The 22,529-nt window shown below is 50.6% G+C and carries 21 protein-coding genes; 2 read left to right on the top strand and 19 right to left on the bottom strand.

All coding sequences use genetic code 11. The features are described 5' to 3' along the window. Nucleotides 1–4 precede the first annotated feature (4 nt). The 3 genes from EOE65_RS11210 to EOE65_RS18335 are packed head-to-tail and all read right to left on the bottom strand — an operon-like array spanning nt 5 to nt 1,586. Complete coding sequence (locus EOE65_RS11210) at nt 5–820, bottom strand: agmatinase family protein (protein WP_127694414.1); 816 nt, start codon at nt 818–820, stop codon at nt 5–7. 8 nt (nt 821–828) lie between these two features. After that, a complete protein-coding gene (locus EOE65_RS18340) occupies nt 829–1,179 on the bottom strand; it encodes a type 2 periplasmic-binding domain-containing protein (RefSeq protein WP_276317519.1) in 351 nt (116 codons plus the stop codon). Continuing rightward, nucleotides 1,140–1,586: a transporter substrate-binding domain-containing protein gene (locus EOE65_RS18335; RefSeq protein WP_276317518.1), complete on the bottom strand. Its 447-nt coding sequence runs from the start codon at nt 1,584–1,586 to the stop codon at nt 1,140–1,142. Before EOE65_RS18335 ends, EOE65_RS18340 begins: the two co-directional genes overlap by 40 nt. Before the next feature lie 365 nt (nt 1,587–1,951). Between EOE65_RS18335 and mutS the strand changes: the two genes are divergently transcribed. Beyond that, nucleotides 1,952–4,531 (top strand): DNA mismatch repair protein MutS, encoded by a 2,580-nt coding sequence (gene mutS, locus EOE65_RS11200; protein ID WP_127694685.1) that lies wholly within the window; start codon nt 1,952–1,954, stop codon nt 4,529–4,531. Nucleotides 4,532–4,556: 25 nt separating this feature from the next. Then, nucleotides 4,557–4,880: a ferredoxin FdxA gene (fdxA, locus tag EOE65_RS11195; protein WP_127694413.1), complete on the top strand. Its 324-nt coding sequence runs from the start codon at nt 4,557–4,559 to the stop codon at nt 4,878–4,880. An 8-nt stretch (nt 4,881–4,888) separates the two neighbouring features. On the opposite strand, the gene rpoS is transcribed toward fdxA, so the two are convergent. The 16 genes from rpoS to fabZ form a co-directional block, all read right to left on the bottom strand. Continuing rightward, nucleotides 4,889–5,896, bottom strand: coding sequence for an RNA polymerase sigma factor RpoS (gene rpoS, locus EOE65_RS11190; RefSeq protein WP_127694412.1), 1,008 nt, complete (start codon nt 5,894–5,896; stop codon nt 4,889–4,891). Nucleotides 5,897–5,939: 43 nt separating this feature from the next. After that, a complete protein-coding gene (locus EOE65_RS11185; protein WP_127694411.1) occupies nt 5,940–6,839 on the bottom strand; it encodes a peptidoglycan DD-metalloendopeptidase family protein in 900 nt (299 codons plus the stop codon). A 7-nt stretch (nt 6,840–6,846) separates the two neighbouring features. After that, complete coding sequence (locus tag EOE65_RS11180) at nt 6,847–7,788, bottom strand: polyprenyl-phosphate transporter (RefSeq protein ID WP_240656975.1); 942 nt, start codon at nt 7,786–7,788, stop codon at nt 6,847–6,849. 9 nt (nt 7,789–7,797) lie between these two features. Continuing rightward, nucleotides 7,798–8,463, bottom strand: coding sequence for a protein-L-isoaspartate(D-aspartate) O-methyltransferase (locus EOE65_RS11175; RefSeq protein WP_127694410.1), 666 nt, complete (start codon nt 8,461–8,463; stop codon nt 7,798–7,800). Then, complete coding sequence (gene surE / locus EOE65_RS11170) at nt 8,460–9,212, bottom strand: 5'/3'-nucleotidase SurE (protein WP_127694409.1); 753 nt, start codon at nt 9,210–9,212, stop codon at nt 8,460–8,462. Before surE ends, EOE65_RS11175 begins: the two co-directional genes overlap by 4 nt. A 6-nt stretch (nt 9,213–9,218) precedes the next feature. Continuing rightward, nucleotides 9,219–10,253 (bottom strand): tRNA pseudouridine(13) synthase TruD, encoded by a 1,035-nt coding sequence (gene truD, locus EOE65_RS11165; RefSeq protein WP_127694408.1) that lies wholly within the window; start codon nt 10,251–10,253, stop codon nt 9,219–9,221. A gap of 3 nt (nt 10,254–10,256) precedes the next feature. Next, the gene (ftsB, locus tag EOE65_RS11160) at nt 10,257–10,553 is read right to left on the bottom strand and encodes a cell division protein FtsB (RefSeq protein ID WP_127694407.1); all 297 of its coding nucleotides are present in this window, start codon (nt 10,551–10,553) and stop codon (nt 10,257–10,259) included. Between the two features lie 71 nt (nt 10,554–10,624). Then, nucleotides 10,625–11,920, bottom strand: a complete 1,296-nt coding sequence (eno, locus tag EOE65_RS11155; RefSeq protein ID WP_127694406.1) for a phosphopyruvate hydratase — start codon at nt 11,918–11,920, stop codon at nt 10,625–10,627. 66 nt (nt 11,921–11,986) lie between these two features. Continuing rightward, nucleotides 11,987–13,621, bottom strand: coding sequence for a CTP synthase (locus tag EOE65_RS11150; protein ID WP_127694405.1), 1,635 nt, complete (start codon nt 13,619–13,621; stop codon nt 11,987–11,989). A gap of 87 nt (nt 13,622–13,708) precedes the next feature. Further along, entirely contained in the window at nt 13,709–14,995 is a 1,287-nt protein-coding gene (gene tilS / locus EOE65_RS11145; RefSeq protein ID WP_127694404.1) for a tRNA lysidine(34) synthetase TilS, read from the bottom strand. Continuing rightward, a complete protein-coding gene (accA, locus tag EOE65_RS11140; RefSeq protein WP_127694403.1) occupies nt 14,992–15,951 on the bottom strand; it encodes an acetyl-CoA carboxylase carboxyl transferase subunit alpha in 960 nt (319 codons plus the stop codon). The genes tilS and accA overlap by 4 nt, the downstream gene beginning before the upstream one ends. Before the next feature lie 85 nt (nt 15,952–16,036). Beyond that, nucleotides 16,037–19,531 carry a DNA polymerase III subunit alpha gene (gene dnaE, locus EOE65_RS11135; RefSeq protein ID WP_127694402.1) on the bottom strand — a complete coding sequence of 1,165 codons (3,495 nt, stop codon included), beginning with the start codon at nt 19,529–19,531 and terminating at the stop codon, nt 16,037–16,039. After that, nucleotides 19,528–20,133, bottom strand: coding sequence for a ribonuclease HII (gene rnhB / locus EOE65_RS11130; protein ID WP_127694401.1), 606 nt, complete (start codon nt 20,131–20,133; stop codon nt 19,528–19,530). Before rnhB ends, dnaE begins: the two co-directional genes overlap by 4 nt. Beyond that, nucleotides 20,134–21,297, bottom strand: coding sequence for a lipid-A-disaccharide synthase (lpxB, locus tag EOE65_RS11125; RefSeq protein ID WP_240656974.1), 1,164 nt, complete (start codon nt 21,295–21,297; stop codon nt 20,134–20,136). A 9-nt stretch (nt 21,298–21,306) separates the two neighbouring features. Next, a complete protein-coding gene (gene lpxA / locus EOE65_RS11120; RefSeq protein ID WP_127694400.1) occupies nt 21,307–22,074 on the bottom strand; it encodes an acyl-ACP--UDP-N-acetylglucosamine O-acyltransferase in 768 nt (255 codons plus the stop codon). Between the two features lie 3 nt (nt 22,075–22,077). After that, a complete protein-coding gene (gene fabZ / locus EOE65_RS11115; protein WP_127694399.1) occupies nt 22,078–22,515 on the bottom strand; it encodes a 3-hydroxyacyl-ACP dehydratase FabZ in 438 nt (145 codons plus the stop codon). Nucleotides 22,516–22,529: the final 14 nt, after the last annotated feature.

Below are 22,529 nucleotides of genomic sequence, written 5' to 3'. Positions count from 1 at the left end.
AGCGCTAGGCACAGTCTCTAAGCAATAGCCCCGCCAGCTCTTTGTATAGCTTTGCACATACCATCGCTGTCATTTCGTTAAGATCACGCCGTGGATTGTACTCAACCAAATCCGCACCAATGACTGGTCCTTTCAGCTGTTGCAGCAAACTAAGTATGTCACGTACCGAGAGCCCTCCGGGCTCATGATGAGACACCCCCGGAGCAAAAGCTGGGTCCAGCGCATCTAGGTCGATCGAGATATACACCGGCCCTTGAATATCCAACTGAGGTAGCCCAGAGACTAACGAGGGCATATCGTGAATCTCCACCCCAAAGCGCTCTGCTTGTTCGCGCTGGTGCTGGTTTAGCGTACGAATACCCACTTGAATCAAACGATCAGCCAATCCTGCTTCCATAATGCGAGCAAACGGACACGCGTGAGAGTAACGGTTGCCCAACAGCTCGTCATAGAGGTCTGGGTGGGCATCAAAGTGCAAGATCGTTATATTTTGGTGCCCCGCTGCCTGTAGCCCCTTAATAAGCGGATAACTGATCGAGTGATCGCCGCCTAGCGTCAGCAGTTTGCGCCCTTGAGCATAACAATCATGGGCGGCCTGACTGATGGCATCAAACGCGGCTGCCTCATTCTGCCAACAAAGGTCGTCTAACGTCTGAAGGCGCGAATCGCGGCCGATATTCAGCCCTAACTCAGACGTTAAATTAGCCGAGCCATTATTAAGTACACGACGAATAATGGGGGGAGCCTCTGCAGGCCCTCGCAAATGGGAAGAGTTAAAATCCAGTGGCACCCCTAGCGCCGACACACCTTGGTACTTCATCACAGCTCCTAGTAGATGCTAAAGGGGAAGTAGCGTTGGTTGATCTCTTGATAGCGCCCATTGGCAACAATCTCGGCTATCGCCTTGCTAAACGCCTCTTTGAGCTTTGATCCTTTGCGCACCGCCACGGCAACCTTGTCTTGAATATCGATATCGTCCCCTTTGAACTCAAAACCCTGCGCCTCTTTGCTCTGCAACCAATTCCAAGCAGGGAATTTATCCGAGACTAACAAATCGATACGGCCCGCGGTTAAATCGAGATAGGCATTTTCCTGATTGTCATAAAGCTTGATATTCACCTTATCGGCAAAGTTGTCCTCTAGGTATTGGCTAGAGACCGTAGAGCGATAAGCTCCCACATCCCTGCCATACATCGCCTCGGCAATGCTCCTAATTGCAGCGACTTAGCGCCTAATAGGGTCAGTACATTGGAGTAATAGTGGGATGAAAAATCGACCGCCCGAGCGCGCTCTTCTGTCACCGAGATAGAGGAGACAATGGCATCAAACTTTTTCACCTTTAAACCGCTGATAATGCCTTCCCACGGTTGAGATACGATCTCACAGTCCGCCTGCATCTGCTCACAAAGGGCGTTGGCGATATCTACATCAAAGCCTTGTAGTTGTCCCTCGTTATCCACCACCGCAAAAGGCGCGTAGGAACCATCAATAGCAATGCGAATCGTCTCGGCGTTAGCCTGTACCGTGGCACCTAGCAGTAATCCACCTAAAGCGGCGATCAAGCTTTTCTTATCATGTGTTGTCATCTCTGGCTCGCTCAGATTGAAATAGGGTCTTCAGTTTCTCCTGATCAATAGCCGATAAATAGCGTCATCTTGACGTTTATTAGGCGCTTTGTCGTCGATCTGACGACCTTGAGCCTCTTAATCTCTTGTCTTAGTAAGGATCACCGAATCCCATGGCCCACGGCTGAGTGATCTTGAGGAAACTGCCCGTTGAAATTACCACCAGAGTGCTCTTGGTATTAGCGATTTTGGGGCTGATTTGTTAGTCTGTTCGGCTTGCTTTCGCCGCATCCATTAGGTTGCATCACATGCGTGTACAACTGGTTGGAGGCGGTATTAAAAGTATTAATCGAGCCTGCCTGTTACCTCAGATAGCAAAAGAGATCATGACCAAAAAGCCAAGCAAAACCGCTCAAAAATCCGAACATACACCGATGATGCAGCAGTACTTCAAAATCAAGGTGGAGTACCCAGATCAGCTGGTTTTTTATCGTATGGGCGACTTTTACGAGCTGTTTTATGATGATGCGAAAAAAGCCGCTCAACTCTTGGATATCTCGCTGACTGCCCGCGGTAAGTCAGGCGGGGAACCGATTCCCATGGCTGGCATCCCCTATCACGCAGCAGAAGCCTATATTGGCAAAATCGTGCGTGCCGGCGAGTCGGTGGTGATCTGTGAGCAGTTTGGCGACCCCGCCACCAGCAAAGGGCCTGTTGAGCGCCGTGTTGCACGCATTGTAACGCCAGGCACGTTAAGCGATGAGGCTTTTCTGGATGCCTCACGAGACAACATTATTCTTGCACTCGATCAGCGTGACCAAACGATGGGGCTGGCGATTATGGATATCAGTATTGGCCGTTTTGCGTTGCTCGAGGTGGAAGGAGAGGAGGCTCTTTTAGCAGAGATCGAGCGTCTTAAACCGGCGGAGATTTTATACAACGATGATCAACCGATCGCTCACCTGATTAAAGAGCGGCAAGGTACACGGCCACAAGCGCCTTGGCACTTTGAGTTCGATACCGCAGAGCGCCTACTTTGCCAGCAATTTGACACAAAAGATTTAAGTGGCTTTGGCTGTGCCGATCTACATTGCGCTATCGGCGCTGCGGGCTGCCTACTGCAGTATGCTAAAGATACTCAGCGCTCAGCACTGCCGCATATTCGCCGCCTTCAGGTTGAGCAACGTAGCGAAACCGTTATCTTAGACGCGGCAACACGGCGTAATCTTGAGATCGATCAGAACCTCGCCGGCAGTAAAGAAAACACGCTGGCCAGTGTACTCGACCGCACAGCAACCCCCATGGGCAGCCGTATGTTAACGCGCTGGCTCAATAACCCACTGCGCGACCTCAAAATATTGACGGCCCGCCAAGCCGCTATTCAGTGGTTGCAACAAGACTATCTATATGAAGCGCTTGCCGAACCTTTGCAGCGTATCGGCGATATTGAGCGGATCCTCACGCGAGTGGGCTTAGGCAGCGCACGCCCCCGCGACCTCGAACGATTGCGTAATGCATTAGCAGAGCTACCAATACTGCAAACGCTGCTGCAAAAAGAGCAACAGCCCCCAGCAGTTCAACAGCTAAGCCACCTGATCAGCGAGTTTCCTGACCAAGCAGCACTGTTACAACGCGCGATTAAGGATAACCCACCGGTGGTGATTCGTGACGGCGGCGTTATTGCAGAAGGCTACGACGACGAGCTCGATGAGCTGCGTAATATGAGCGAGAATGCGGGCGAGTTTCTGGTACAGATGGAAGTTCGAGAGCGCGAACGTACCGGCATATCCACCCTAAAGGTGGGCTATAACCGCGTACATGGCTACTTTATCGAGATCAGCAAACTGCAAGCCGCTGAAGCACCAGCGGAGTACATACGCCGACAGACACTAAAGAATGCCGAGCGCTTTATTACGCCGGAGCTAAAAGCGTTTGAAGATAAAGCGCTCAGCGCGAAAAGCCGTGCACTCGCACGTGAAAAACACCTTTATGATGCGCTGATTGCCCAGCTACAAACATACTTACCAGCCTTACAAGACTCAGCCAATGCCTTGGCCGAGCTAGACACGTTGGCAAACTTAGCGGAGCGCGCGCATACCCTGAACTTCTGTGCACCCACCTTACACACATCGCCACAGATACACATCACTCAAGGACGCCATCCTGTTGTTGAAGCGGTGACCGATAAACCCTTTGTTGCCAATGATCTCATCTTAGATCCCGAACGAAGAATGCTGATCATTACTGGCCCGAACATGGGCGGTAAATCAACCTATATGCGCCAAGCTGCGCTCATCGCCTTGTTAGCTCATATTGGTAGCTATGTACCTGCACAAGCGGCAGAGATCGGTATCTTGGATCGAATCTTCACGCGAATGGGATCCTCCGACGACCTAGCAGGTGGGCGCTCCACCTTTATGGTTGAGATGACGGAAACCGCCAATATTTTGCACAACGCCACCGAACAGAGTTTGGTGTTGATGGACGAGGTAGGGCGCGGCACAAGCACCTTCGATGGACTCTCTTTGGCATGGTCTGCCGCCGAGCACCTTGCGAGCCAAGTCAAAGCGTTTACGCTCTTTGCAACGCACTACTTCGAGCTTACAGCGCTACCTGAGCAGCAAGCAGGGGTTTTTAATGCTCACCTCACAGCCCTTGAACACAATGATGCGATCGTGTTTATGCACGAAGTGCAAGATGGCCCAGCTAGCCAAAGCTACGGTTTACAGGTCGCTAAACTGGCTGGTGTACCGTCGCATGTAATCACAACCGCACAAGAGAAGCTCGTCCAGCTAGAGCAGGAAGCCGTGACCGTACATCAAGCACCACCGGCTCCTCCTTTGCAGAATGACCTTTTCAACACAACGCCTCACCCTGTGATCGACACATTGGCGTCTATTGATCCTGACAGCTTATCCCCCCGCGAAGCGTTAGAAGTGCTATATTCGTTGAAAGAACGTTTGTAGCTAACCCCAACGGGGAGGACCAGCCATGACGTATGTGGTGACGCAAAACTGCATTCTGTGTAAATACACCGATTGTGTTGAGGTGTGTCCAGTCGACTGCTTTTATGAGGGTGAGAACTTTCTGGTGATTCACCCTGATGAGTGCATCGATTGCGGCCTATGTGAACCCGAATGTCCAGCTGAAGCGATCTATCTAGATGATGAGATTCCAGAAGATCAGCAGATCTTTATCGATCTGAATGCGCAGTTGGCAGAGCGCTGGCCAAACATTAGTGAGCGTAAAGCGCCCATGCCAGATGCGGAGAACAAAAAAGGCGAGCTCGGTAAGCTCGCCTTTTTGATCAAGTAAGCGGTCTTTTAGCGCAACAGATCTTCGCCAGAAAGGCCGTTTTTCTCAACGATCTCGCGCAACTTACGTAGCGCCTCAACTTGAATTTGACGGACACGTTCACGCGTGAGGCCAATCTCATTGCCGACCTCTTCAAGCGTGCTCATCTCATAGCCACGCAAACCAAACCGGCGCGATAGTACTTCAGAGTGCTTCTCAGGCAGCATATCTAGCCACTTATTCAAGTTGCCACTGATATTAGTGTTTTGCAGCAAGACACCGGGATCAGAGGTTTCTTTATCGGCTATTGTTTCGATAACTGGCTTGTCAGAGTCACCCATTGGCATATCAATCGATGCCACACGCTCATTGAGACCGAGCAATTTCTGCACATTCTCAACGGGCTTATCCACCAGCGCTGCAATCTCTTCTGCGGTTGGCTCATGATCAAGCTTTTGCGACAGCTCTCGAGCAGCACGTAGGTAGACATTGAGCTCTTTGACAACGTGGATAGGCAAACGAATCGTGCGCGTTTGGTTCATGATGGCGCGCTCTATCGTTTGGCGGATCCACCATGTAGCGTATGTTGAGAAACGGAAACCGCGTTCAGGGTCAAACTTCTCTACAGCACGAATGAGCCCTAAATTTCCCTCTTCAATAAGATCGAGTAGCGACAGACCTCGATTAATGTAGCGGCGGGATATTTTAACAACCAAGCGCAGGTTACTCTCGATCATACGCTTGCGGGCTTTCTCATCTCCTTTCAGTGCCAAGCGAGAAAAATAAACCTCCTCTTCGGCAGTCAATAATGGAGAGAAGCCAATCTCATTTAAATAGAGCTGTGTTGCATCTAAAGACTTGGCGTTCATCAAGTCTTTATGTGCCAGACTTCCACGGCCTCTACCACTGTTTAAAAACTCGGGGGTATCGTCGTCCTGTGACTCAGCTTCCAGATGCTCGTTTGACAACTCCTGATCTACTGACTCCAGCGGTAAGTCCTCACCACTTTCAACGTCTTTCTTTTCGATATTAGTCATCACTGTCATCACCTTACGTCGCTTTAATTATAATTTTCTTTATCTACCGTTTCGGCAAAAACTTTAGCGGATTAACAGGTTTACCATCCTTACGTATTTCAAAATGGAGCATATTCCGTGTTGTACCGCTCCTACCTATTTCGGCAACTTTATCTCCCACGTTAACATTATCATTCTCTGTTACTAATATGCGACTGTTATGTGCATATGCGCTCAAGTATTCTTGGTTATGGTTGATTATGATCAATTTTCCATAACCCAGTAGTCCGCTTCCCGCATAAACAACTTTTCCTGACGCCGCTGCATAAACCGGATCACCGCGTTTTCCGGCAATATTAACGCCACGATTACGGCTCCCTTTGTTAGAAAACCCACTGAGGACTCGGCCTTTTGCGGGCCATTTCCAAGTAATTTTTCCGGCATTTTGTTTTTTTACAGAGACCGCACGCGGCTTTACTTCCGCGGGCTTACTGACATTTACCGTTTCAGTTTTAACGGCTTTGTTAGGTGGATTATCACCTGCTGGTGGATCATCAAAACGGCTATTTTGATTTACTGGCACTAAAACACCATCCGCTTCAGCCTTTTCCACCTTAACATTAGATTTGCTTAATATTGGCTTAATTGAAGATGTAGATTGCGGCTCTAAACGAATTACTTGTCCAGAATAGATACGATAACTTTTACCAATGCCGTTGATTTTAGCGAGCGTGCGATAATCCTTTCCATAACGCCACGCAATTGAATAAAGCGTATCGCCACGCTTCACTTGATATGTTTTTGCCGAACTCGATCTATCACGTTGAGATCTTACAATTTCGACATTACGGCTTTGTGAAATAGAGCGGTCAGAGACAGGGGCGTAACCAGAGGAACACCCCCCAAGCAGAGCTAGGGCAGAAAGAAGTGCAACGTAGACTAATCCGTATCTAGCTCGACCCATGAAGACACTAGCCGCTTTGCGTATCTCGTGAATCCAGCAACAGCACCAGTGCCATTCCGACTATCAGCAGCACCAGCGATGCCACCATAAAGGAGTTTTGCCCAGTGAGCGCCTCATATGCAAACGGCGAGATATTATCTTGCACTAAAGGAACTTCCTTGCCATGCCGGTCAACCGTATACGCCGTCGTGTATTTCCACGGCCACACCTTATTCAATGACCCCAGCAAGAAACCAGACAATACAGCAAGCGTCAGCGCCTTGTAGTTCGAGAACAGCCAATCTAGCACACGGACAAAGCTTAGCAGCCCTACCACACACCCCGACATAAACAAGAGAATGACGGGCAGGTCAAAAGATTTAACGGCGCCTAAAATAGGCCCATATAGCCCCATAATCAGCAAAATAAAACTTCCAGATATACCCGGAAGTATCATCGCACAAATAGCGATGGAGCCTGCGAGAAAGATCATCAAGGAGGTCGCTTCAATTTGCGTCGGACTGATAGAGGTGACCACATAAGCACTTAGCGTACCTAGAATAAAGAAGGAGAGCGTATTCATATCCCAGCGGGGGATATGGCGCATCACACTCCATGTCGACGCCAAGATCAGTCCGAAAAAGAAAGACCAAAGCATCTCTGGGTAGGTGTCGAGTAGATAAACAATAAGATGCGCAAAGCTTGCCAGACTGAAAATAATCCCGCCCACCAGAGCTAACAGGAAGCTGCCATTAATGTGCGCCCAAAACGCCTTAGGGCCGTCACTGAATAAGATCTTCGCCGCACTCAGGTCGACTTGGCGTAAGGAGTGGATTAGCTCCTCGTAAATGCCAGTAATAAACGCGACAGTTCCCCCGGATACGCCCGGTACCGCATCAGCGGCTCCCATCATCATCCCTTTACCACCGATGCTCAAATAAGACCGCATCGAGCGCTGCTTCTGTTCCAAAAGCTTCTCCTAACTAATTGTGCCACTCAAAAGTGGGACAAACTTCACTGTTTCAATACGCACTTCATCATAACGGGACTCGTCTATACGCGTAATGCGCAACAACTCTTGCTGCTCGCCACCAACAGGTATAATCATGACCCCACCAATGGCCAGTTGCGCGTATAGCTCCGCTGGAACGGCGTCAGGAGCGGCTGTCACAATAATGCCATCGTAAGGGGCGTGAGATGTTAAGCCCATCCCGCCATCAGTATGCTGCAGCGTGATATTACGCAGGCCCAACTGCTTAAACCGGGTGCTGGCTTTTTGTTGCAAGGGCTTAATCCGCTCGACTGAGTAGACTCGCTCAACTAATAGCGATAACACAGCGGTCTGATACCCTGAGCCCGTCCCCACCTCGAGTACCTTTTCCAACGGGCCAGAGGCAAGTAATTCCTCTGTCATCTTCGCAACGATATAGGGCTGGGAGATCGTCTGGTTGAAACCTATAGGGAGCGCAGTATCTTCATAAGCTTTATGCGCCAGCGCCTCATCGACAAAAATATGGCGCGGCGTTGCGCCGATCACATCCAGCACCGCTTCGTTGGAGATGCCTTGCTGCTGTAAACGCGCCACTAATCGGTCACGTGTTCGCTGGGACGTCATCCCAATTCCTTGAAGTGTGAGGTCGCTCATAACACAGCCTCCAACCATTGGGCGACATCATCCATTGCACTATTGAGCGTCATATCGATATGGATCGGTGTAATAGAAACAAAACCTTGCTCGATCGCATAAAAATCAGTTCCAGGTGCTTTATCCACAGCATCTCCGGCACCAGCCACCCAGTAACGCACTTTACCGCGCGGGTCAGCCGCCGCCACCGGTTTACCGGCTGCTGCTCGATGCCCTAAACGAGTGACATGTATTCCTTTGATATCACTTAACGGCAGATCGGGTACATTAATATTCAACAGAGCCCTGCGCGGGAGCGGCAACGAATCGATGTGCGACAAAAGATCAGCAACGATTTGCGCCGCAGTATCGTAGTGTTGTGGATGGCTCCCCGCTAGCGATACAGCGATCGGAGGCAAGCGCATACCACGCCCCTCCATAGCCGCTGCGACGGTGCCGGAATAGATCACATCATCGCCCATGTTCGCGCCGGCATTGATACCCGAGATCACAATATCCGGTACATCACTAAACAGCCCAGCCACGCCCATGTGGACACAATCGGTTGGCGTGCCCGTTAAACTCACAAAACCATTGGTATGATGATGTGCCTCCACAGGGCGGTCTAGCGTCAGCGCATTGCTCGCGCCACTGCGATTGCGGTCAGGTGCAACGACTTGCACGGCGGCAACGCTTGCCAAAGTAGCGGCTAAAGCCTCAATACCCGGTGCAAAAACGCCATCATCATTAGAGATTAGAATATTCTTCATAAGGCTTCAGTTCGACTCCTGCCCTACTACACACAATTCACGTAACACGCTGGTTGCAAACGCACCAGCGGGAAGTTCAAAGCTCACCAACCAGCAACCCGATGCTTCTTGCTCAAAGCTCAGGTGCTCTGGAACTAACCGCAGTGCGCGGCGCTCTTGGCGCAACCCAACGTGCTCCAGACGCTCGCAAACACTCTCCCATGGATCAAGGGTACGCTGCTCAAACAATAACGACTCATCTGCTGCGCCTGATGCCCCGCGCCCCCAAAGCGGGCCGGAAAGGTGGATATCAAAGCTATCTAGGCGATTTTGCAGATCGTTTAGCTCAGGATCAGTTGCGCTGAAAATACTCTGAGTCCCTGCCAACATCATGACATCCCCCGTCACAACCTTGGCCCATAACCCCTCGGTAATACGCTGAGATAACACATGGTTAAACACCCAAGAGCGTACCGCAGAGATATACAGGCCTTTCTTGTGACGCTGACGCTCTTTTAGCTCGCCGCTCAACAACGCTAAACCCTTGTGTAGGTTGCCACCCTCAAAACCAAAGCGCTGCTCACCAAAGTAGTTTGGAACCCCATCCACAATTTTTTCAAGGCGGGCTTTAAACGCCTCAGCATCGCTAACATCGCGCAGCCGCAGTGTGAAACGGTTACCCGCGAGCGATCCCAAACGAAGCTTGCGCGGATGGCGCACAGCCTTGAGCACTTTAATGGTTTCGGTTTCAAATAACGACCACGTCACAACGCGCGTTAGCGGAACACGTACACTGAACCATTGCTCAGTGACGGCATGACGATCTTTTTTACCGGCGTAACCCACGTCTTTAACCGGGACTTGGCAAAAGTTGGCCAGTTGCTTGGCAACCCAGTCTGTATTCTCACCCACTTTGCGGATATAAAGAAAAACGTGCTCGCCGTCGCCCTCTGGCTCAAACGATGGAATCTCAGTCACCTGAAAATCTTCAGGTTGCTGGCGAATTTTGGCCGTTACTTGCGGCTTACCATACAAATATTGATACTGCGTTGGCAGTTCCATGCTCTACTCACTACGACTATCGGGTAAAGGCTCGACCAGTTGATAAAAGGTCTCCCCCTCTTTAATCATGCCTTGCCCACTGCGCGCCCGCTCTTCTAATGCAGAGAGCCCATCGCGCAGATCGTTTACTTCAGCTTCTAATTGGCGGTTGCGGGCCTGTAAGCGCTCGTTTTCTCTTAGTTGATCTTGAATCTGCTCTTTAAGCGACCAGACCTCCTTCAAGTTGGCTTCACCAAACCACAGGCGATATTGCAAAGCGCCAAAAGTGATCAATAAGAGTAGCAGAATCCAACGAAACACTGTGTACCTCTGAGCCAAAAAAGGGGGCTGACAAGCCCCCTTTTTATAACAAATATTTTAACCTACAGCGATTAGCCTTGGCCTTTGATCTCGGACAGGCCGTTGTAGATTGCAGCATCACCTAGCTCTTCTTCGATGCGCAGCAAACGGTTGTACTTCGCTACACGGTCAGAGCGGCATAGGGAACCGGTCTTGATTTGGCCAGCAGCAGTACCCACAGCCAAGTCGGCAATCGTTGTATCTTCTGTCTCGCCAGAACGGTGAGAGATAACTGCAGTGAAGCCTGCATCTTTCGCCATTTTGATCGCGTCCAGAGTTTCAGACAGAGAACCGATCTGGTTGAACTTGATCAAGATGGAGTTACCGATGCTCTGCTCGATACCACGTGCCAAAATTTTAGTATTGGTTACGAACAGGTCGTCACCAACCAACTGGACTTTATCGCCGATCTTCTTAGTCAGGTATGCCCAACCATCCCAATCAGACTCATCCAGACCGTCTTCGATAGAAACGATCGGGTAGTTCTCAGTCAAGTTAGCTAGGTAGTCACCGAAGCCTTCTGCATCAAACACTTTACCTTCGCCAGACAGGTCGTACTTACCGTCTTTGTAGAACTCAGAAGCGGCACAGTCCAGAGCTAGAGTCACGTCTTTACCTAGCTCGTAGCCAGCGTTAGAGATCGCTTCTTTGATAACTACAAGCGCTTCTTCGTTAGAAGCCAGGTTTGGTGCGAAACCACCTTCATCACCCACTGCAGTATTTAGGCCTTTTGCCTTCAGCACTGATTTGAGGGCATGGAAGATCTCAGCGCCACAACGCAAACCTTCAGAGAACTTATCAAAGTTAACCGGCTGAACCATGAACTCTTGGATATCAACGTTGTTATCCGCGTGCTCACCACCGTTCAAGATATTCATCATCGGAACAGGCAAAGAGAACTGGCCAGATGTGCCGTTGATATCAGCGATGTGCGCGTACAAAGGCACACCCTTCTCAACTGCCGCCGCTTTCGCTGCTGCCAAAGAAACAGCCAGGATCGCGTTTGCACCTAGCTTCTCTTTGTTCTCAGTACCATCCAGCTCAAGCATCTTGTTATCAAGTGCACGCTGGTCAGTTACATCCATACCTTTCAGGGCGTCGCGAATAACGCCGTTAACACCAGCAACTGCGTTTTGAACACCTTTGCCTAGGTAACGTGCTTTGTCGCCATCGCGCAGTTCTAGCGCTTCACGAGAACCTGTTGAAGCACCAGACGGTGCACAAGCAGAACCAATTACACCTGATGCTAGGATTACATCAGCTTCTACTGTTGGGTTACCTCGTGAATCCAACACTTCGCGCGCTTTAATATCAGCGATCTGCGTCATTCTTTCTCTCCAATATGTCCTGAACCGATAATACTTGAAACCAAATGTGAGCGATGCCGGCTTAGACTAGCCCTGACGGCGTGTTTGCTCAGCCAGCGCAGCTTCGATAAAACCTGTAAACAAGCCGTGACCATCACGTGGTGACGATGTGAACTCAGGGTGGAACTGACACGCAACAAACCAAGGATGGTCTGGTACTTCAACCACTTCAACGAGTTCACCATCAACAGAACGACCGGAGATCAATAATCCTGCCTCTTCCAGTTGTGGCACGTAATTGTTATTCACTTCATAGCGATGACGGTGACGCTCTGTAATCTCTGTTGCACCGTAGCTACGCGCAGCATTTGAGCCCTCTACCAAGTGGCATACCTGCGCACCTAAGCGCATGGTTCCACCCAAGTCAGTTGCCGCATCGCGTGTTTCAACACCACCTTCAGACGTTGTCCACTCGGTGATTAAGCCAATCACTGGATGAGCAGAGTTTTGATCAAACTCTGTAGATGTCGCGTTTTCCAGCCCTGCTACGTGGCGAGCAAATTCGATCACCGCCACTTGCATACCTAAACAGATGCCTAGGTAAGGAACCTTGTTTTCACGCGCGTACTTTACTGCTGCGATCTTACCCTCAACACCACGCTCACCAAAACCACCCGGTACTAGGATTGCCGACATATCCTTAAGGATTTCAACACCCTCACGCTCAACACGCTCGGAGTCGATATACTCAATCTTGACTTTGCGGCGCAGCTTGATACCCGCATGAGAGATCGCTTCGATCAGCGACTTGTAGGCATCAAGTAGTTCCATGTACTTACCTACCATGGCAATGCGCACTTCACCTTCAGGGTTTAAGTGTGCATCAGCCACAGCCGACCACTCACCTAGATCTGCCGGTGCAGCATCCAGGTTGAAGCGCTCAACGACGATATCATCAAGCCCTTGGTCGCAAAGCATTTTTGGAATGTTGTAGATGGTGTCAGCGTCTGGCATTGAGATCACGGCACGCTCTTCTACATTTGTAAACAATGACAGCTTACGACGAGATGAATCCGGGATCGCTTGCTCAGAACGGCATACCAAAATATCTGGCTGAATACCGATAGAGCGCAGCTCTTTTACCGAGTGCTGGGATGGTTTCGTTTTGATTTCACCCGCGGTTGCGATGTACGGCACAAGCGTTAAGTGCATAAACATCGCACGTGAAAAGCCCAGTTCAGCTTTCAGTTGACGCACCGCTTCAAGGAAAGGTTGTGACTCAATATCACCGACGGTACCGCCGATCTCAACCAACGCCACATCCGCATCGCCAGCTCCCTCAATAACGCGACGCTTAATTTCGTCGGTGATGTGGGGAATAACCTGAACGGTTCCACCCAAGTAGTCACCACGGCGCTCTTTACTTAGTACGTGCTGGTATACACGCCCCGTTGTAAAGTTGTTGCGCTTAGTCATCGTCGTACGGATGAAACGCTCATAGTGACCTAAATCGAGGTCAGTCTCTGCGCCATCTTCCGTAACGAAAACTTCACCATGCTGGAAAGGGCTCATTGTGCCCGGATCAACGTTGATATACGGATCTAGCTTCAGCATTGTAACTTTAAGACCGCGCGCTTCCAGAATGGCGGCAAGCGAGGCGGATGCGATGCCTTTGCCCAAAGAGGACACGACACCACCTGTGACGAATATATAGCGCGTCATGTGGAACCTGTATTGGCTGTAAAAAATAGAGGGAAAAACTGTATCAAGATGGGGCTACAGGATAGCAAAATTGCGCTGCTGAGACAATCAGAATGGTTGCCATTTTATCTGAAATCCAACGATTCCTTGCTCACTGATCTGATACCCGTCACAGACGCAAATACCCGCAACTGCTGCAACATGCTCGCCATCTAAGAGAACCGGCCAATGCCGGCGTTGCCATGGTGGAACTCCAGCTTCTTGAAAGAGCTTCTTTAGCGTTTTATTAGGCCTTCCTGCTGGACGACATGAGCGCCCCTCTCCAGCAAGCGCCCACGTCAGGTTTTCTGCGCTGCGAATACCTAATCCATCGGTTGAGCGTGCCACCTCAAGCTCACCATGCGGCAACTGAAACTGGCCTTCAGTAAACACAGGTAGCGATATATGCGATGGCGTTTCAGGGCGTAAAAGGTATAAGTTCTGGCGGTAACGGCGCAATGCCCAGCCCGCCAATTGACGCTGCGGTTGCGCATCGCCTTTGGAGCCCAAAAACATGTGCGCGATGTCTGTTAAGTCCTTGGCGTTGATTAACACACCCGTTGCTCGGTATATCCAATGGCGCAGTAGAGGCCGTTGGCGCGGTTCAGGAACGTTACCCAGCAGATCCAGATTTAGTTGCTCCGCACTCGTGGTCACCCGAGCGAGCTCATCATCCAGATAGCTCTCGAGCAGGTAGAGGTCGTCACGTAACAGATCGGTGACATGCGCTAGCTGCGAAACCGCAGACCAACGAGCAGAAAGACGCGGTAGTATCTGATGACGAAGATAGTTTCGCGCATACGTGTCGCTACGATTGCTTGGGTCTTCGCACCAATCGTAACCTCGCTCCTGAGCAATCGCCTCAAGCGTTTGGCGGGAATACCCCAGCAATGGCCGTAACAATAACGCTTCACCTAGCCTTCGATGAGGTGCCATAGCACTCAAGCCACGCAAACCTGCACCTCTCATCAATCGAAACAGCAGTGTTTCCGCTTGATCATTCTGATGATGCGCCAATAGCAATTGATCATGCTTTTCAAGATGTGAGGCAAAAACGTCATAACGCGCGTCTCGCGCGGCTTGCTCACTGGAGGATGCGAGCACTACACGATGTATAAACAGCTGCACATTCAACTGAGCACACAGCCTTTCGCAAAACGCTTGCCATTGATCGGCTTCGACCTGCAAACCATGATTAACATGAATCGCATAGAGAGGTTCGTCAGGAAATGCTTGTGCAGCTAAATGGAGCAGCACAACCGAATCTAGGCCGCCGCTCAGGGCGATAAAACGCCGCCGAGCGGGGTATGCAACACAGAACTCACGCAGAGGTGAGATCAGTGCTGAAAAGGTCATGATGCCTCGGAAATACCGTATGACATCAAGCGTTGGTAACGGCGCTCAAGCAGTTCCTCAACAGACAGTGCTTCCATACGCTCTAGCGTTGCGCTGAGCTGCTCTTTCAATGCAGCACAGAGCGCCTCGGGGTTACGGTGCGCGCCACCCAGCGGCTCTTCAACCACCTTATCCACAAGACCCAGTTCATGCAGACGATGTGAAGTAATGCCCATCGCTTTCGCCGCATCAGAAGCTCGATCTGCACTCTTCCACAGGATAGAAGCACAGCCCTCTGGCGAGATAACTGAGTAAGTCGAGTATTGCAGCATCATCAGCTCATCGCAGACACCAATGGCCAATGCACCACCAGAACCGCCTTCACCCACAACAGTCGAGATAATCGGTGTGCGTAGTTGCGACATTTTCAACAGGTTGAAGGCAATCGCTTCAGACTGACCACGCTCTTCTGCGTCAATACCCGGATATGCCCCCGGTGTATCAATGAACGTCAGGATTGGCATTTTGAAACGTTCAGCCATCTCCATCAGGCGCAGTGCCTTACGGTAACCTTCTGGACGAGGCATACCAAAGTTACGGCGTACCTTCTCTTTAACTTCACGTCCTTTCTGGTGGCCAATCACCATAACTGGGCGGCCATCTAGACGCGCAATACCGCCAACAATCGCAGCATCGTCTGAGAAATGGCGGTCGCCATGTAACTCTTCAAAGTCAGTAAACATATGCTCGATGTAATCGAGTGTATACGGACGTTGAGGGTGGCGAGATAGTTGAGAGATCTGCCAATCAGATAGGTTTGAAAAGATCGACTTGGTTAAGGATTTACTCTTATCCAACAGCGTATTCAGCTCGTCGCCAATGTTGATCTCTGTGTCGTCACCGACCAGTCGAAGTTCTTCAATCTTAGCTTCCAGCTCAGCAATCGGCTGTTCAAAATCCAGATAATTCGGATTCATTCGATTCTATCCGCCCTAACATTAATTTATTTTCTGACAATGGCACGGAATTCTACCGTGAGCAGGCTTTGATAACCAGCCGGATTTAATACTTAACCGCGACGTTATCGGTTCCTACTTGCTCTGCCAATGCCACGAGAAGATCATCATTTGCGTCAACGCGCCAAGTATCACCAAGCTGCACGTTACCCGCCTCTGTCGCGGTTTGATAGCGTACCAACACCGGCACTCCATCAGGGTTTTTGTGAGCGGCCAACGTTTCTTTAAACTGATTAAAACGACGCCCTTTCAGTTGAGCTTCGTCAACCGCTACTTGCACGCCTTGGCTATATGCGGCGCGCGCTTGAGCAATATTGATTACCTTACTGCAACGCACCTTAAGCCCGCCAGAATAGTCATCTTGAGCCACTTCACCTTCGACAACCACGACCGTATCTTTGGTAGCTAAGTCACGCGATTGATCATAAAGTTCACCGTACAAGGTCACATCGATACGGCTGGAGCGATCATCAAGCGTCAAAAAGCAGAGCGAATCGCCGCGTTTTGTTTTCTTCAAACGCAAATCCACTATCAACCCCGCGAAGCGCTGCTGCCGACCACGCGCAGGCTGTAGGTTCACGATCTTTTTACCCACAAAATGCTTGAGCTCTTGCTCATATTCATCAATGGGGTGGCCAGTCAGGTAAAGACCTAAGGTGTCTTTCTCTCCGGTGAGCCGCTCTTTGTCCGACCACTGACGGACATTACGGTAATCCTCATAAGGGTTACGAGGCGCCTCAGCTTCTACCTCACCAAAGAGGTCAAACATACCCGCGTCTTGGTTCTTAGCCGACTGATTGGCGGCTAGCAACGCATCACTGATCGCTGCCCACAAGGTGGCGCGATCAGGACCGAGCTTATCTAAAGCCCCAGAGCGCACCAGCGCTTCCAACACACGTTTGTTTAGGTTTTTAGGCCCTACACGTTCGCAAAAGTCGAACAAACTCTGGAAATCACCTTGGCCATCTTGGCGTGCTTTTACGATCGCTTCGATAGGACCCTCACCCACACCTTTGATAGCCCCAAGGCCATAAACAATCTCGCCTGCATCATTCACCGTGAACATGTACTCGCCCGTACACACATCAGGCGATACGGGCGCAATACCCATGTTACGGCACTCTTCAATGAAGATGACTACCTTCTCGGTAGTTTGCATATCGGAAGACATCACCGCAGCCATGAAAGGCGCAGGGTAATGCCTCTTCAGCCACGCGGTTTGGTAAGAGACCAATGCATAAGCAGCCGAGTGAGACTTGTTAAAGCCGTAGCCTGCAAACTTCTCTACAAGATCAAAGATGTTACCCGCTAGATCACGATTGATGCCGTTATTCTCAGAGCCTTCCAGGAAGATCGCCCGCTGTTTCGCCATCTCTTCAGGCTTTTTCTTACCCATCGCACGACGCAGCATATCCGCACCGCCCAATGTGTAGCCTGCCATCACCTGAGCGATCTGCATAACCTGCTCTTGATAGAGGATGATGCCGTACGTCGGCTCCAAAACGGGTTGCAATGAATCTAACTGGTAATCAGGGTGCGGCCAAGCCAGCTCGGCGCGGCCATGCTTACGGTTGATGAAGTCATCCACCATTCCCGATTGCAAAGGGCCGGGACGAAACAGCGCCACGAGGGCGACAATATCTTCAAAGCGCGATGGTAGCAGGCGTCTTACCAGATCCTTCATACCACTGGATTCAAGCTGGAATACAGCGGTTGTTTCAGCCGATTGCAGCAGATCGAAGGTGGGCTTATCCTCTAAGTCGATGCGCGCGATATCGAGCGGCTCTTCACCCATCTTTTCACGCTTTGCATTGATGGTTTGCAGCGCCCAATCGATGATGGTCAGGGTTCGCAGCCCCAAGAAGTCGAACTTAACCAAGCCCGCTTCTTCAACATCTCCCTTATCAAATTGAGTCACGAGGCCCTGCCCTTCGGCATCACAATAGGTCGCAGAGAAATCAGTTAGCTTGGTGGGGGCGATAACAACACCACCGGCGTGCTTACCGACGTTACGCGTAACGCCCTCAAGCTTGTACGCCATCTCCATGATCTCTTGAGCTTCTTCGCTACCCTCAACAAACTCGCTAAGGGCAGGTTCTTGATCCATCGCTTTGGACAGCGTTATCCCCACCTCAAAGGGGATCAGCTTGGAGAGCTTATCAGCCAAACCAAACGCTTTACCCTGAACACGAGCCACGTCACGCACCACCGCTTTTGCCGCCATCGTACCGTAGGTAATGATCTGCGATACCGCATCACGGCCGTATGTTTGAGCAACATAGTCGATGACCTGATCACGATTCTCCATACAGAAATCGATATCGAAGTCGGGCATGGAAACCCGCTCTGGGTTAAGGAAGCGCTCAAACAGGAGGTCATATTCCAAAGGATCAAGATCGGTAATCTTCTGCGCATAAGCGACCAAAGAACCCGCACCAGACCCCCGCCCAGGGCCCACTGGAATGCCGTTGTCTTTCGCCCACTGGATGAAGTCCATGACGATCAAGAAATAACCGGGGAAACCCATCTGCGTTATGATATCGAGCTCAAACTTAAGGCGGTCATCATACGCTTGTCGTTTCTGCGCGTACTCTGGATCCTCTTTATCCAATAAAACCGAGAGCCGCTCCTCTAAGCCATCCTCTGAAACCTTGCAGAAGAACTCATCCATCGTCATACCCTCAGGAATGGGGTACTTCGGTAGATAATAGATGCCTAGATCGAGCTCGATATTACAGCGCTTGGCGATCTCTATTGTGTTCTCTATTGCACTTGGAATATCGCTAAATAGCTCAGCCATCTCTTCGGCTGAACGAAAGTGTTGCTGCTCAGAGTAATTGCGCGGGCGGCGCGGATCTTCAAGCGTGCGGCCTTGGTTAATACAAACCCGCGCCTCGTGAGCCTCGAAATCTTCGGCATCCAGAAACATCACCTCATTGGTCGCCACCAGCGGGCATTGCTTTTCGATACCCAGCCGCACACTTTCGCTAACAACAATATCTTCGCTTGGCCGCCCAGTGCGCTGCACCTCTAAGTAAAAACGCCCCGGGAAGCGAGCCATCCACTCATCAAGCAATGCGTCAGCCGTCCCATTACCCGAGATCATCGCTCGACCCACTTCACCGTCGCGCGCTCCGGATAGGCAGATCAAACCTGCTGACTTTTCAGTGACCCACTCTTTGTGGACCAGCGCCTTATCCACAATGTAGTTTTGTCCCTCAGCATACGCCTGAGAGATTAGCTCCATCAGATTTCGATAACCCTGTGCGTTTTGTACCAGCAAGGTTATCCGGTGCGGCTCCCCTTCAGGGTCATGCTCATTCAGAACCAACAGATCTGCACCGCAGATCGGTTTGACCCCAGCACCTAATGCCGCTTTGTAAAACTTAACCAGTGCGAATAAATTAACCTGATCAGTAATCGCAACGGCTGGCATATTGTTCGCGGCCGCCGCCTTTAGAAGCCCCTTTACACGCACCAAGCCATCGATCAAAGAGAACTCAGTGTGAACACGTAGATGGACAAAGTTAGCCGCACTCATGAGGTGTGCCCCTCCAAAAGACTCCTAACCGGTTTAAACGAGCGTCGATATTCTGGAAGCACTTTAAGAGTGGCCAGCGCCTCTAGGTGCGCTTTGGTGGGGTAGCCCTTATGACGATCAAAACCATAATCGGGGAACTGCTGATGCAACGCATGCATTTCACGATCTCGCACCACTTTCGCCAAAATGGAAGCGGCACTGATCTCAGCAACCTTAGAATCACCTTTGACCACCGCTTCGCATGGGTAAGGCAGCTCTGGGCAGCGATTACCATCCACTTTGACATACTCGGGCTTCACTTCTAGGCCCATCACTGCGCGCTGCATAGCTAACATACTGGCATGAAGGATATTGAGCTCATCGATTTCGGCAGGTGTCGCGTAAGCGACCGACCAACTCAACGCTTTCTCTTGAATTTCAACGAATAACGCTTCACGACGCTTCTCTGACAACTTCTTTGAGTCGGCTAACCCTTCAATTGGGCGCTCTGGATCGAGTATCACCGCAGCGGCGACAACATTTCCCACTAAGGGGCCGCGTCCCACTTCATCAACACCGGCAACACGTGCCGCCGCAGAGAAATCAAATACTTCTGATTGCATTTAACCCTCCTTAGGGCGCATATCGTGAAGGAGTTTTTCGATCGCATTCGCTGCCTGCTCACCAGCGTTGCAACGCAGTTCAGCGCTCAATTGCACAAAACGAGCCTCGACATGTTGCCGGTAATCTCTATCTTGCAGCGCCCGCACGAGTGCCTCTGCTAAACGTTCTGGTTCAACGTCATCTTGTAAGATTTCCGGCACCAACGCTTCACCGGCCAAAATATTCGGTAGTGCAACGTAAGGGGTTTTGACGAGCCGAGAAAAAATGCGAAATGTGATAGGCGACATACGATAGGCCACCACCGTCGGGCAGCCCAGCAGCATCGCCTCAAGGGTTGCGGTACCTGAAGCGATCAATACAGCATCGGCAGCTTTGAGAACCTCTCGCGATTGCTTCATGACTAATCGTGCTGGCAGCTCAGGGTGGTGTGACAACAGCTGTGACAACTCATCAAAGCGCTTCTGATTAGCGGCAGGAATAACAAACTGTATATCGCTGGATAATTGCGCTTGAAGCTGCTTTGCCGCAGCAAGAAAAGGCGCTGCCAAGTACTTGACCTCACTGCCTCGACTACCCGGCATCAGTGCAACGACTGTAGCATTATGTGGTAACTCCAGTGCATCCCGACAATCAGCTTTTGTCAGCGCTGCTATCGCGATCTGATCTGCCAAGGGATGGCCAACAAACTCAACACGTTGTTGAGTCTCGCGATAGTACTTCGGTTCGAACGGGAATAGCGTTAACAACAGATCCACAGCACGCTTAATCTTGAAAATGCGCTTACGCTTCCAAGCCCACACTGAAGGGCTCACATAATGAACTGTCGTAATCCCAGACGCTTTGAGGCGCTCAGCGAGACCAAGATTAAAATCTGGTGCATCGATACCAATAAACAGATCAGGGGGATTAGCGATCAAGTCGTTGGCAAGGTCACGGCGTAAACGCAACAGCTCCCACAAACGCCCTAAGACCTCGACTAACCCCATGACAGAGAGGCGCTCTATCGGCACGATAGACCGGAAACCTTTGGATATCATCAAGTCGCCGCCGATACCGAAAAACTCGGCATCGGGGTAGCGTTGTTTGAGATGGGTAATGAGGTCAGCCCCCAAAATATCGCCGGAAGCCTCTCCAGCTACCATTGCAATACGTAAACTGGGCACTGTAGATCCTTAACGAATAATGCCTCGGCTAGAGGCTTGAAGCGTTGCTATCAATGGCTGGACAAGCGCAGCTTCTGGCAGTTGCAGCAACGCTTCCAAGGCTTGTTCAAGCGTTAGCTTCTGGCGATAAACCAGACGGTACGCTTGCTTTAGTACGCGCAACTGTTCAGGGCTGAAACCACGGCGCTTGAGCCCCTCAGCGTTAATGCCGTGAGGAGATGCCGGGTTACCTGTTGCCATAACATAATCAGGTACATCTTTAAGCACCACAGTACCAGCCCCACACATAACATGTGAGCCGATGCGGCAAAACTGATGCACCGCTGTAAAGCCACCTAGAATGGTATGATCACCCACATGCACGTGCCCTGCAATCGCCACGTTGTTCGCCATGATGGTGTGATCTCCAACCACACAATCGTGCGCAACATGAGCATTGGCCATAAACAAATTATCGCTGCCGATCTTTGTCAGCGAGTTGTCTTGCACCGTTCCACGATGCACGGTAACACCTTCACGAAATACGTTTTCATCACCTATTTCGAGGCGTGTTGGCTCACCAGCGTACTTCTTATCTTGGCACTCCTCACCAATCGATGAGAACTGAAAGAACCGGTTATTGGCCCCGATGGTAGTCGGGCCCTTGATCACCACGTGGGACGCAACAGTGGTCCCTTCTCCGATAACAACATCAGACCCGATATAACTCCAAGGCCCGACAGTCACATTGTCAGCAAGCTTAGCACCCGGTTCAACGATAGCGCGGGGATCAATCACGATTTATACCTTTCGGTCAGCACACAAAATAGTAGCGGAGCTAACAGTGTCACCGTCGACAGTTGCTTTAACATCAAACTTCCAAATACCGCGGCGTTCCGAGACGACCTTTGCTTCAAGGCGCAGTTGATCACCAGGTACAACTGGGCGCTTAAAACGCAGATTATCAGCTCCAACGAAGTAATAGATAGAACCGTCTTGAGGTTTCTTATCCATCGTCTTAAAGCCTAGCACACCTGCGGCTTGAGCCATGGCCTCGACGATCAAAACACCTGGCATCACCGGGTGATCTGGAAAGTGACCATTAAAAAAAGGCTCGTTGACGGTTACATTCTTAATCGCCACGATGGATTCACCCGGGTTGAGTTCGATCACTCGATCAACAAGAAGAAACGGGTAGCGATGGGGTAAATATTCCCTGATTTCATTAACATCCATCATGTGTTTATTAACCT

The sequence above is a fragment of the Neptunomonas marina genome, assembly GCF_004005935.1.
GTDB lineage: Bacteria > Pseudomonadota > Gammaproteobacteria > Pseudomonadales > Balneatricaceae > Neptunomonas > Neptunomonas marina.
This window is presented reverse-complemented; position numbering and strand designations above follow the sequence as displayed.